Below are 13160 nucleotides of genomic sequence, written 5' to 3'. Positions count from 1 at the left end.
GTTACTGGCCCACGATAAACATTCTATGCGATTAGAATAAATTATAAAATACTGCATTAAACACAAAGACCAGTAAAGGAAAGAAAATAAATGATAAAAGAAATAGAAGAGTAAGAGACAGGGTATTAGTTACAAATGCGAAAAAGAAGAGTGGGTTGGTTAATATATAGACAAACTATGCAATAAATCGGGGAAACATCTAATAAAACCGAATTTCAATTCGACTCCATCACCTAAGCAGGAGGATCATGCTATATCAATGCTGGAGCTGAGTATCAGGCTTCACACGTTTGATTGTCCAATAAGGAAAAGTCAGTGCTCCATGATTAGTATGAATAATAAAGAAATTAGGATTATGATGAGCTTCACATGTGCCAATATAGGTCTCACCACTGATTAGATGAATGTTCAGAGGTTCCTGGTTATGAATGGCTTCCTGGATAAATACGTTCACTTTCACATTCTCCTTAGTCTTGAAGTATGGTTGCAATCTGTGGGTTATCACCTTTTACTACAAAAACATCCATGAATATCGTTTGTTACCTTGTTTATTACCCTTTAAAAGATAGAATAAACAGAGTTTATTAACTTTTTACATACAATTTTAAGAATCATTTAAAATTTGGATAATAGAGATCATTCTATGCTTGTATATTATAGTTTTACATATAAATGTAGGACATCAACAAACGATATTGGACAAACAAACATTGCATAATCTATAGTATATAATTAAAATACTTTTAAAAAGTATAATCATAATTAGAAAAGGAGAAAATAAGGGATGACTAAAACCGAAAAAGAAAAAATGATCGCTGGAGAATTATATTCGGCTGCTGATCCGCAATTAAGCCAGGAAAGGGAATACGCTCGCAAAACCGTTCGCTTGTATAATCAGACAACCGAGCAGGAAGTAGAGGACCGTACCCGTTTGCTCAAGGAACTTCTGGGATCAACCGGTGAACATATTAGCATGGAACCGAATATACGGGTAGATTATGGCTATAATATTCATGTGGGTGAGAATTTCTATGCCAATTTTGATTGTACGATTCTGGATGTATGTGAAGTACGAATTGGTAATAATTGCTCTTTGGCTCCGGGAGTACATATTTATACAGCTGCTCATCCCATTCATCCATTAGAACGAATTGCTGGACCGGAATACGGCAAACCTGTAACAATCGGCGATAATGTATGGATTGGCGGACGAGCTATCATTAACCCGGGCATTACGATTGGCAATAATGCAGTTATCGCTTCGGGAGCTGTCGTTACCAAAAATGTACCCGATAATATGATTGTTGGTGGCAATCCGGCACGTATTATCAGAGAGATTGAGCTTTGATTCCTATGTAAATAGAAAAGTACTGTACTCCTTTTTTTATACACCGATTGTACTCATTATAGAGCCCCGGTGAACCGATAATAATTTTAATTAGAGGTATTGAAGGGGCTTTGCCATGAAGAAAGTAACACATCGCGAGATACGCGGAATTCGCCTATCAACATTTATGTGCGGCCTGGCATTTCTGACCTCCTTTGTGATTCTGCTGTCCTGCCTGTTTATCGGCTATACACAGGAACGGCAATCCATTGAGAAGCAAGTGCTGGAGTTAAATGAAATTCACGCCAAAGAATTAAGCCATATTACCGAATCTCTGGTTGCTGCGATGCAGCATTCTCTGGAGGAAAGTGCCAAGTATATTATTGCCCATCCTGCGGAAAATGAGCAGCTGGCTCAAAGCAATCTGGATTATTTTCGTAATTCCAGTAGTTTTTTTAATGCAGTCTTTCTGATCAAGCCGAATAAAACCATAGCTTTCAATTCACCGACGAGCCTGAATCAGGCCGGAACGAAGCTGACTTCACGTATCAGTATCGATGCTTTGGAAGCCAAGCGGCCTACTATTTCCAGTCCTTATATCGGCAAAATCAACCGGACGATCATATTACTGACCCATCCGTTGTTCAACTCTTCCGGTGAGTATCAGGGAATGCTGGCTGGCACGCTGTATTTACAAAAGAAAAACGAGTTAAAGGAATTATTGGGAACGAACAGCAGAAAAACAGACGGTTCCTATTTCTATGTAGTAGATCGTGAAGGAAATATTATATATCATCCGAATCCGTCGATGATTAATACCAATGTACAGCAAAATAAAGTCGTACAGGCACTAATGCAGGGCAAGAGCGGAAAGCAGATTGTTGTAAACTCCAAGAACCGTACGTATCTGGCAGGATATTCAGTAATATCCAATGTAGGATGGGGGATTGTTTTTCAGACACCGATTGAGAATACCAATGTCTATTCCAGCAATCTTGTTCGTTCTACTCTGATCTATCTGGTTCCTGTTATTATTCTGTTTATGCTGTTTATATTCTGGCTCTCCCGCTGGCTGGGCAAACCGCTGTATTTGCTCGCTGCCTATGCACAGAATCTGGCTGCTGGACATCGCGGCAAAAATCGTCCGAAGTTGAATCGGTGGAACTATGAAGCCAGGCAGCTGCATCATGCGATTATGATGCTGGAAGAAGAAACACGTGAAAAGGAAAGACGTCTGCAAAGTGAAGCCAATCAGGATCCGCTTACCGGACTTTTGAATCGTCGTGCACTGCAGTCCATCACCGATAATTGGGTGTATAATCAGTATTCATTTGCAGTTATTATTCTGGATATCGATCATTTCAAGTCGGTTAATGATACGTATGGTCACCCGATAGGAGATGAGGTACTCAAGATGCTGGCCGGCGTACTACGCAGCCAGGTACGAACGGAGGACCTTTGCTTCCGCTATGGTGGGGAGGAATTTGTAATTCTGTTGTATGAAGTGAGCGAGCAGGAAGTGATGGAGATCGCAGAACGGATTCGTCAGACGACTGCTATTTTTCCTACACCTATGGGACCTAAAATCACCATTTCACTTGGTGTTACCCTTTCCCAGGATGGAGAATCAGAAGCGCAGCAGCTGTTCAAGCATGCAGACACAGCGCTTTACCAAGCCAAGGAAAACGGACGGAACCAGACCGTATTTTATTCCTTCTAAAAGAAATAATATATATTTTTTGAAGGAGCCTTCTATTTACGGGAGGCTTCTTTGCCATAATCAAAAAAGAGAGATATTAATCGTAATATTTACAAATTAATAACTCTCTCTTATAATAAGCAGGCATTGCAAGTATCAAGGTACAGTTACGCAGTTGGAGGTTACAGGAAATGAGTCATTTATCAACAACTATACATAAGAGTCCATCGCACAAGGAATATTTACTACTCAGTCTGCCATTGATTGTATCGACGATTACAACACCTCTTCTGGGACTGGTAGATACTGCAGTAGTTGGGCATTTATTTGATCCGGCATATCTGGGAGGAACAGCAATTGGTACATTGATTTTTAATACCATATACTGGCTGTTTGGATTTTTGCGGGTGAGTACATCGGGTTTTGCTGCTCAGGCGAGAGGAAGCGATGATCGGCAGGAGGGTGTAGCAGCTCTGATACGGCCGCTGATGATCGCTCTGGTCATCGGGTTGATCTTTGTCGCACTGCAAATTCCCATTTTGCAGGCATCACTACTGCTCATGCAGCCGGGCCCGGACATTGCTCATTGGGCAGGTGTTTATTTTCATATCCGTATCTGGGGAGCTCCGCTGACTCTGCTCAACTATGTATTGATCGGCTGGCTGATGGGCATGTCTCATATTCGTCAGACACTAATCACACAGATCTCCATGAATGTGGTGAATATGCTGCTGGCGATCTGGTTTACCCAGGGGCTCGGCTGGGGCGTAGCTGGTGTAGCAGCAGCCACTCTGTTCGCTGAAGCACTGGCGCTGGCAGCAGGAGTATATTTTGTCTGGCGTTCTCCTTATATGGATCGTCGTTCAATTCGTCTCAAAGGAATGTTGGCCTGGAGTCAGCTTAAACCGATGTTTCGGGCTAACAGCGATTTGCTTGTGCGAACGATATGCCTGCTTACCATGTTTAATATTTTCACAGCCCGCAGCACATCATTTGGTCCGGAGGTGCTGGCAGCCAATTCGATTTTGCTGCAAATCCATTATATGATGGCGTATTTCTTTGATGGGCTGGCTAATGCAAGTTCGATTTATGCCGGGCAGGCCAGAGGAGCCCGGAGCGGACCGTTATTACGGCGGAGTCTGACGCTGTCCTGGATATGGACAACAGTTACGGCTTTATTACTCACACTTATCTATTTGGCAGGACGTGAACAATTTGTCGCCCTGTTTACAGACAATAGAGCTGTAGTTGATATTGCGCTGCAGTATAATGCCTGGCTGCTGTTATTCCCGCTGACAACGGGTTTTGGACTTGTATTTTATGGGGTGTTTACGGGAACGACGATGACTGCGCCGGTTCGTAATTCGATGCTGCTCTCGGTTGTACTGTTTATAATCAGCTGTCTGGTATTGATACCGATGTATGGTAATCACGGGCTGTGGGCTTGCTTTATACTGTTCGGAATCGGACGTTCGGCATTTCTGCTAATGTATGTACCCAGCTTGGAGAAGCGTATGGCTGCTGAAGGATAGATCAACAGGAGTATCGAATAAATATGTATAAAAATTACGGGATGTTCCATCATTAAAAGCAGTTTTGGACAAAGGCTCCTTTATCTCCGGATAAAAGGAGCCTTTATGTATAGATGAGATTGGCAGTTCGGCTGGATTCCGCGTAAAATGAATTATGAATCATCTGGTAATATTACTGAGTCATAGCTATACGACGCATGTCTTTGGCGGCAAGTTATCTGTTTCATACGAACAGGACGTTCTGACTATTTTGTAGGTGTCATTCGCTATAGACGTTATAATTATGATAATATGGGAACATATGATCCTATACCGAGAGGGGAATACATAACAATGGAAATGATGAAACCACCTGCGGAAGTACTGTATGCCCGAGAATTGCAGGCTCTGCAGCAGGAAGATAAAAACAAACGTCCTCCTCATTGGCTGTTGTCGCCTGTATACATACGTGATTTTATTATTGGACGTGAACAGCCTGCCAAGCTGGATGGAGAGGAAGTGCCTATAACCCGCAAATTCTATGGCAATGATATTCTGATCGAACGTGCTATTGTTACACTTGCCGGCAACCGTGGATTGATGCTGGTTGGAGAACCGGGTACAGCGAAGACTATGCTGAGCGAGCTGTTGTCTGCTGCCATTTCAGGGACGAGTACCAATACCATTCAGGGAACAGCAGGTACAACAGAGGATATGATCAAATATTCCTGGAATTATGCCATGCTGCTTGACAAAGGACCATCCGAACAAGCTCTGGTGCCTTCACCACTGTATCATGGTATGAAAAAGGGCATTATCACCAGGTTTGAGGAGATTACACGCTGTCCATCCGAAGCCCAGGACAGTCTGATCAGTATCATGAGTGATAAAGTTATGAATATCCCCGAGCTGGATGGAGGCGTGTTGTTTGCCAAGCCAGGCTTCAATATTATCGGGACCGCCAATATTCGGGACAAAGGGGTCAATGAGATGAGCAGTGCCCTCAAGCGCCGTTTCAACTTCGAGACGATCCGTCCGATCAGCAATGTCAAATTGGAAGCACGTATTATCGAGGATCAGGCTCGTAATCTACTGGTTCACAGCGGCATTGATATGCCAATTGATCTGGAGATTGTGGAACTGCTGGCAACGACCTTTATGGAGCTGCGCACCGGTCTGACGCGGGAAGGCTACAAAATCGATGTGCCACAGGCTGTTATGAGTACAGCCGAAGCAGTGTCTGTCTATGTGCAGAGCGCCATGACTTCCTACTATTATGAAGACAAAAATGTAACGCTGGACCGCCTCGTACAGAATATGCTCGGTACTGTCGCCAAGGAAAATGAAAAAGATCTGGCTGCGCTCAAAACCTATTTTTCCCGTGTAATCAAAGAACGCGCCCGAGAAGACCAACTGTGGGCTGCCTATTATGAGGAAAAGAAATGGATCGGCTGATAGCGCAGGAAGCAGGAGAGCAGGCGGAGCTGCAGCAGCTTTTTGCGCAGCAGGTATATAACAAACAAGGACAGGTTGTACATTTTCCAATCCGTCATCACAGTCCGGCCTGTTCGTATCATTTGCTCCAGGTGATCCATGACTACGATCCGCAGGTTCTCTTGATTGAAGGACCAATCAGCGGGAATCCGCTCATCCCGATCCTGGCAGATGAGCGTACCGAAGCACCGGTCAGCCTGTACTATACATATGAGACTAACGAAGAAAAGGCTGCTTTTTATTTCCCTCTGCTGGATTACTCACCCGAATATGCAGCTATCCGAAAGGCTGCCCAATTGGGCATTCCGGCACAGTTTATTGATCTGAATTATCGCCCACAGCCAAAGGAACAGGTCATTGAACCGGCGACAGAAGAGCCCATGGAAAAGGATCGGGTATCCTATCAGGATGAGAAGCTGCTCACCGGATCTTCTTTTATCAACCGACTTTGCCGCAGACTAAACTGCCGCAGCTTTGATGAGTTGTGGGAAAAAATGTTCGAACTGGGAGCGACACAGAAGAGTACCGAAGACTTTATGCGCGGTGTATTTGTATACTGCTCTCTGTCACGCTTTTGCTATTCACAGGAAGAGCTTGAACGAGAAGGTACCCTTGCTCGTGAACAGCATATGAGAGAGCGAATTGATGAAGCGAAAGAACAGTACGAGCGCATATTGGTTATAACGGGTGGATTCCATACGTATGGACTGCTGGACCAACCAGCGGGCAGCCAGATTGCTGAAGTACCGCGTAGGGTTCAATCGGCTGATTACCGGGAGCAAATCTATCCGATGGTGTATACATTTGAAGAGGCTGACCGACTAAATGGCTATGCAAGCGGGATGCCCTATGTGGGCTATTATGCAGAGATCTGGACACTGCTGCAAAAGAAAAATAAAGCCACCGCTTATGAGCAGACTGCTATCCAAATGCTCTCCCGTCTAATGCGCGTACTGCGCAAACAGCAGGAGGAAGTCTCTACCAGTGATGCGATTGAGGCCTATGGCATGATGCAGGGACTTGCCGTTCTGCGCAGCAAACCGGAGAGCGGTGTCTATGAGCTACTGGACAGTGTGGTCTCTTCCTTTGTCAAAGGCGAGCATAACCTGGCTTCGGACCAGCCGCTGCAGGAATTATCCCGTCTACTGACAGGTAACCGAATCGGAACGGTGGCTCCGAATACATTTACCGTACCGATTGTAGAAGATTTCAGGCGGCTTGCCAACGAATGTAAATTGCAGATCGGCACTACCGGAAGGCACAAAAAAGTGCTGGATCTATATTCCAAACCGCTGCATCGTCAGACCAGTCGATTGCTGCATTGCATGGTATTTCTGGGAACCGAATTTGGCACACTTGAATCCGGACCGGACTGGGTTACTTATCGGGATGTGAATCTGATGCGGGAGACGTGGAGCTATACATATTCTTCCTATACCGAAGCACGTCTGATTGAGAATTCTATTCATGGTGGGACGATTCGCGAAGCGGCAGCCCAGCGGGCAGAAGACGGAATCAAGCAGCTACCGGCACATCATAGTGAAGAAGCAGCGAATTGGCTGCTACGAGTGCTGCTCATGGGACTGGAAGACAGTGCCGACCGGTTATTCGAACAGGTAGGCCGGACGCTGCGACAGGATGGAAGTTTCCTGTCACTATCACGTACAGTGGAGATTCTGGAACGAATTTATGAACATCGAAGACTGCTGGGATTGTATCGGGATAAAGTGCTGCTCGAATTGCTGCAGGAAGCCTATCACAATACCCTAGCCAAAATCACAGGGCTGCAGCATGTACATCAGGACGAACAACCGAAGGTTATACAAGCACTCAAACAGCTGTATATGCTCGCCGAATCCGGACGGGGAACATTCGCTGCAGAGCCGCTCGTGGATCGTTTGTCCGAGCTGCTATCCGTGCCTGAGTTGCCGCCAGGACTGGAAGGCGTATGCATAGCAATTTTGTCACGGATCGACGGGCGAGATCCTGCCGAGATTACCCTGCGTGCCCGGGCATATATGCAGGGGACACCGGAGCAGATGATGCATACAGCAGCTTATTTGCAGGGGGTATTCGCTGCTGCGAGAGATGTGCTCCTGTATGACAGTACGCTGATTGGCGATCTGAATACACTACTTTCCCGGCTGCCACATGAAGACTTCCTGCGGATGATTCCGGAGCTGAGGCTGGCGTTTACCTTTTTCACACCGACGGAGATCGACCGGATTGCAGAAAGCGTTGGCAGTCTGTTCGAAGCAGTAGCTGGATCGTTATCCGAACCTGCAGTAGACGAAAAAGTATTGCAGCAGTCTGCAGCATTGGATCATGCTATTCGAGAGGAGCTAAGCCGATGGAGACTGATTTGAACAAGCAGCCTGATGAGACGCTTGAAGATCGGCAAGTACTGAATCGATGGCGTCTGCTGCTTGGGCCATCTGCTGAATCATCACTGAATGAGAGCGGATGTTATAACCCGGCGCAATTTGAATATAAGGAAATGGATGAAGTACTGGGCTATCTGTATGATCGGGAGTATGGTGCGGATCAGGGATACCGGGAACGGGGTGGAGGCAGAGGTGCCTCACAGTTGACGGTTCCCCGCTGGCTAAGTCAGGTACGCAAGCTGTTCCCTCAGGAAACAGTCGAGATTCTGGAAAAGCAGGCGCTGGACCGTTACGGACTCAATGAACTGCTGCGCGATAAAAAAGTACTGGAATCCATGGAGCCCAATATGAATCTGCTGCGAAATATTATGCAGTTCAAAGGCAAAATGAAAGGTGAAGTGCTGCAGAGTGCCAAAAAGATTGTCCGGCAGGTCGTAGAAGACCTGCGACGACAGCTGGAAAATGATGCAAAAGCCAGTATTATGGGCAGACGCAGTCGCTACACCAGCAGTCGTTCCCGCTCCTTGCGGAATCTGAATTTCAAAAAAACGATTGCCAGAAACCTCAAAAACTATGATAAGCGCAACAAACGCTTTGTAGTGGATCGCCTATATTTTGATGGTAATATTCAGCCTCATAACCGCTGGAATATTATTATTGCTGTCGACGAGAGTGGTAGTATGATGAATTCAGTCATCTACAGCTCGGTAATGGCGAGTATTTTTTATCGTCTGAATGCGCTCAAGACGCATCTGTTTATTTTTGATACCGAAGTAGTGGATCTGACGAATCGACTGGAAGATCCGGTCGATCTGCTGATGAGTGTTCAGCTGGGCGGTGGTACGCATATTGCCAAAGCTCTGCGTTATGGGGAGAGTCTCATTGAGAATCCATCGCGGACCATCTTTATTCTCGTGAGTGATCTGGAAGAAGGCTATGGAGCAGAGCCGATGTACCGGGCAAGTCGTGATATTATCGATGCAGGCTGCCGGATGCTGGTGCTGACGGCGCTTGATTTTGAAGGAAGTGCTGTCTACGATCAGCGTGCGGCGCGGAGGCTTGCCGATATGGGCGCCCATGTAGCAGCGATTACACCGAATCAACTCGCCGATTGGATCGGGAAAATTATTACCTGATTCCATTTCTATTCATACACATACCGATACATGATCAAAGGAGGAATTACCATGTTAATCAATGAATCAACAGATCCATTGCTGGCCAGGTTCGCAGAGGCCTGCTCGAAGGAATATTCTCTTGCTGTAGACCGCAAACAGTCTATTCTCGAGTATATCAGCGGACAGACCGACGAGCTGCCGGATATGCTGCAAAATTCCAACAGCTATGGATATCGTACAATGGAATTGCTGGAGAAAATGGGCAAAAAAGAACGGGGAGATTCTTTTTATCGAGCGGCAGCTGTAGTGATTCTTACAAGCAGTCAATGGCAGCAGCGGTACTATATGGACCCGTTCAGTCTGTGTATGGAAGAATATATTCATCCGACCAGCCTGAGCGCCAAAGGCAGCGATGCAGTACATAGAAGGAAGCAAGGACTGGAAGCGCTCCGTATGCTGCATAAATATGTGGGCAGCGATATCATCGAAGGAGTGATCCAGCGGCAAATGAAGCAGGCAGCTCTGAACAGAAGGTCCCCTTCCAAAGGGGAGAACATGATTGGCAGGCTGGATACAATTGTCCAGCTACTGGAACTGATGAAGCTGTACAGCGAATTGGAACCCGAATTTGTAAATACGATGGCTGATGAGCTTCCACCACTACTGCAGGCGGTGCTGACAGACAATGAAGAACAGCTCAGACTGGAGTTAAAGCGGATTGTAGAGCCTATGGCACTCGGCAAAATGCCAATGAATGATTATCTGTCCGCTCTGGATCTGGAACCTTCCTTTTTGGAAAATCAGCAGATGGAGCTTCGCAAAAATGCTTTTGATGGTCTTGTTATACCTGAAGAGAACAATCTCAGCCGCGAACAGTTTTATCAGGGAATAATCCAGGTACATGCAGCCTTTTTCTACGTATTGAACAGCCGTGGAGGCAAAACCCAGCTGTTGAACGATCCAGGTACCCAAGGCAGGCTGTTGCTGGAAGCGGTTCGGCATCTATATACCGTTCTGCCGATCGAAGTAGGCTATTATCTGACCTCACTGGAGAGACGTTCTACCGATATGCAGATGTTTGAAGGGATCGTGCCCCTGGAAGAACCATACAATCTGATTATGACAGTACAGCGCGAATTGAACAGCTATATGCCGGCATGGAATACTATCCGAACCGATATTGTTGCTGAGCCGGATCGTACACGCCGTGCGATGGAGATCGCCAGACAACCCGTAGTCAAAGCGATCATGTACAAAATTCTGACAGAGCAGCATATGATTGATTTGGAAGATAGCTATCTGGAACAGCTGGTTCTGGATGTGCTGGCGGATAAAGTCTACAGTTATACCGCAGGACGCAAGCTCGGGCGTTATCTGGCAGGGGAATTTGGACTGGAGAGCATGATCAATGATCAACAGGTAAGCTCCATCTGGAACGGAACAGGTCATAATCCCAAGGATCGCGTACTAATAACAGCAGTCACTTTGCTGCCGGTAGAATCCGATCTATTCCGCAGGTTTATCATTATTGCCTGTCAAGCGGAGTGGATGCTGAGTTCGTTATCCTTGCTGTATCGTTCTCCGTTCTTTGATGGACAGCGAGTGCTGGAAGTATATGAGAATGATTCACAGATAGATACCCAGAATATGCTGAAAAACATGCTGATGCTAAATGGATACAGCAATTATTATTATATTTCTATTCCGGATGAAATCTATACCGAGCTTGTACGAAGCCATATACCAGAGAGTCTCCTATATTACAACGAGCTGCCTACCGACGGCAGAGCGGCTGTACTGGAGACTGTATTCGCAGAACGTGAGCAGCTAAGCCCGGATCAATTGTCCGAAGCGATCCGGCTTGGTCTGGCGGATTCGTCCAAACGGATCAATGCCTTATCACGTGCGGAATTCTCCCGTTCGGCTGATTATGAGTTGTATATGAATATTTACCGGAAAGAGAAAAAAGTAGGTATCAAAGAAATGGTACTGGATGCACTGCGCAGCAGCGACCATGCCAAGCAAGCTTATACCGAATTGTTGGAGCGGGAGAAGTCGGATACTTTCCGTACGCTCATTCAAGTATTTATGGATACACTTGGACAGACTCCTGAACAGGCGCATACTGCGCTGGCTGCTACAGGCGATGCCAAAAAGCGCAGCCGTCTGGACTGGCTGCCAATCGAGCGCTTGCCACAGCTGCAGCATAGGGATGGACATCCGCTTAATGATGAAATCAAGCGTTATATGCTGCTTCAGTCTCTGGATTATACGGCAGCACCGAATGAACAACTCCAGGAAATCAAGCAGTACGCGACGGCTGCATCGCTGGCCGACTTTGCGCTGGAACTGGTACAGGTATGGATTCAGCATGGAGCAGCAGCCAAAGAAAAATGGATATTGTATCTGGCTTCCCTATATGGGGATCGCCGTCTGAGTGATCTGCTCAGTCATCAGGTCAAAGAGTGGACCGAAAGTAGCCGGGGCGCAATAGCAGCCGAAGCTGTCAAAGTTATGGCTTATATAAATGATGTATCCGCACTGATGTTGATTGATCGTCTATCCCGTACGATCAAGAATCGTCAGGTGAAGAATGCAGCTACCGAAGCGCTGCAGCTGGCCGCAGAGAATATGAATCTGACAGCGGAACAGCTGGCTGACCGACTGATCACTACGCTTGGTTTTGATGAAAATGGTCAGCAGAAGCTTAGTTACGGCGAGCGTTCCTTTACAGTCAAGGTAAACAGTGATCTGCAGCTGACCGTAATCAACGAAGAAAATGGCAAAATGGTCAAAAGCCTGCCTGCACCTGCCCAAAAAGATGATCCTGAGCAAGCCAAGCAGTCCAAAGCACGATTCACCCAGCTCAAAAAAGACCTCAAAACCATGGTCACTCTGCAAGCGCAGCGTCTGGAAGAATCTCTCTCCAAACGTCGTCTGTGGACGCAGGGTGAATGGTCGGATCTATTTGTGAATAATATCATTATGCGCCAATTTGCTGCCGGGTTGATCTGGGGCATCTATGAAAATGGACAGCTAACCGAGACATTCCGCTATATGGACGACGGTACATTTAATACAGTAGATGAAGAAGAGTACGAACTGCAGCAGGGTGCCATGATTGGTCTGGTTCATCCACTGGAAATGACAACACAGCAGATTACAGACTGGAAAAGCCAACTGGAAGATTACGAGATCAGCCAGCCATTTACCCAGTTGGAGCGCCAAATCTATATCGTGGAAGAAGAACAACAGCAGCTCAAGGAGTGGGCGGGATTACCGGAGGATGAATTCTCTCCGACCGCTTTCCCGAAAGCACTGGAAAAGTACGGCTGGTACAAAGGGATGGCCGAAGATGGAGGCGTGTATTCCGATCTGTACAAGGATTATGATGATCTGGTAGCCCAGCTGCATTTTAGTGGTACCAGCATTACCTATTATGAAGGTATGGAAGATATTACGCTGGAGGCACTCAGTTTCTATAAGCAAAACGGTCGAAGCCGCTATCATTATTATGATCCGACCCAGGCCAGACAGCTAGGCAAAATCCCGAGCCGGGTGTTCAGTGAGACGGTATACGATATTTTACGCGCTGCCGGACAAGTGGATTGAATCAGCATGATTATC

At 46.4% G+C, this 13160-nt stretch carries 8 protein-coding genes; 7 read left to right on the top strand and 1 reads right to left on the bottom strand.

Features of this window, described 5'->3' with window-relative positions:
• Positions 1–256 precede the first annotated feature (256 nt).
• The gene (locus tag WH46_RS19105; RefSeq protein ID WP_017813090.1) at positions 257–454 is read right to left on the bottom strand and encodes a hypothetical protein; all 198 of its coding nucleotides are present in this window, start codon (positions 452–454) and stop codon (positions 257–259) included.
• 330 nt (positions 455–784) lie between these two features.
• Between WH46_RS19105 and WH46_RS19100 the strand changes: the two genes are divergently transcribed.
• The 7 genes from WH46_RS19100 to WH46_RS19070 all read left to right on the top strand — a co-directional run bounded on the left by WH46_RS19100 (position 785) and on the right by WH46_RS19070 (position 13145).
• A complete protein-coding gene (locus WH46_RS19100; RefSeq protein WP_046227945.1) occupies positions 785–1348 on the top strand; it encodes a sugar O-acetyltransferase in 564 nt (187 codons plus the stop codon).
• 115 nt (positions 1349–1463) lie between these two features.
• Positions 1464–3047 (top strand): sensor domain-containing diguanylate cyclase, encoded by a 1584-nt coding sequence (locus tag WH46_RS19095; protein WP_046227944.1) that lies wholly within the window; start codon positions 1464–1466, stop codon positions 3045–3047.
• A gap of 170 nt (positions 3048–3217) precedes the next feature.
• A complete protein-coding gene (locus WH46_RS19090) occupies positions 3218–4558 on the top strand; it encodes an MATE family efflux transporter (RefSeq protein ID WP_046227943.1) in 1341 nt (446 codons plus the stop codon).
• Positions 4559–4891: 333 nt separating this feature from the next.
• Positions 4892–5992 carry an ATP-binding protein gene (locus tag WH46_RS19085; protein ID WP_017813094.1) on the top strand — a complete coding sequence of 367 codons (1101 nt, stop codon included), beginning with the start codon at positions 4892–4894 and terminating at the stop codon, positions 5990–5992.
• Entirely contained in the window at positions 5980–8397 is a 2418-nt protein-coding gene (locus WH46_RS19080; RefSeq protein WP_046227942.1) for a DUF5682 family protein, read from the top strand. Before WH46_RS19085 ends, WH46_RS19080 begins: the two co-directional genes overlap by 13 nt.
• Positions 8382–9551, top strand: coding sequence for a VWA domain-containing protein (locus WH46_RS19075; protein ID WP_046227941.1), 1170 nt, complete (start codon positions 8382–8384; stop codon positions 9549–9551). Before WH46_RS19080 ends, WH46_RS19075 begins: the two co-directional genes overlap by 16 nt.
• Positions 9552–9602: 51 nt before the next feature.
• Entirely contained in the window at positions 9603–13145 is a 3543-nt protein-coding gene (locus WH46_RS19070; RefSeq protein ID WP_046227940.1) for a DUF4132 domain-containing protein, read from the top strand.
• The last annotated feature ends 15 nt before the right edge of the window (positions 13146–13160 follow it).

It is taken from the genome of Paenibacillus dauci, assembly GCF_000971985.1.
Lineage (GTDB): Bacteria > Bacillota > Bacilli > Paenibacillales > Paenibacillaceae > Saccharibacillus > Saccharibacillus dauci.
Note: the sequence above shows the minus strand (reverse complement) of the source record. Positions and strands in the feature narration are given on the sequence as shown.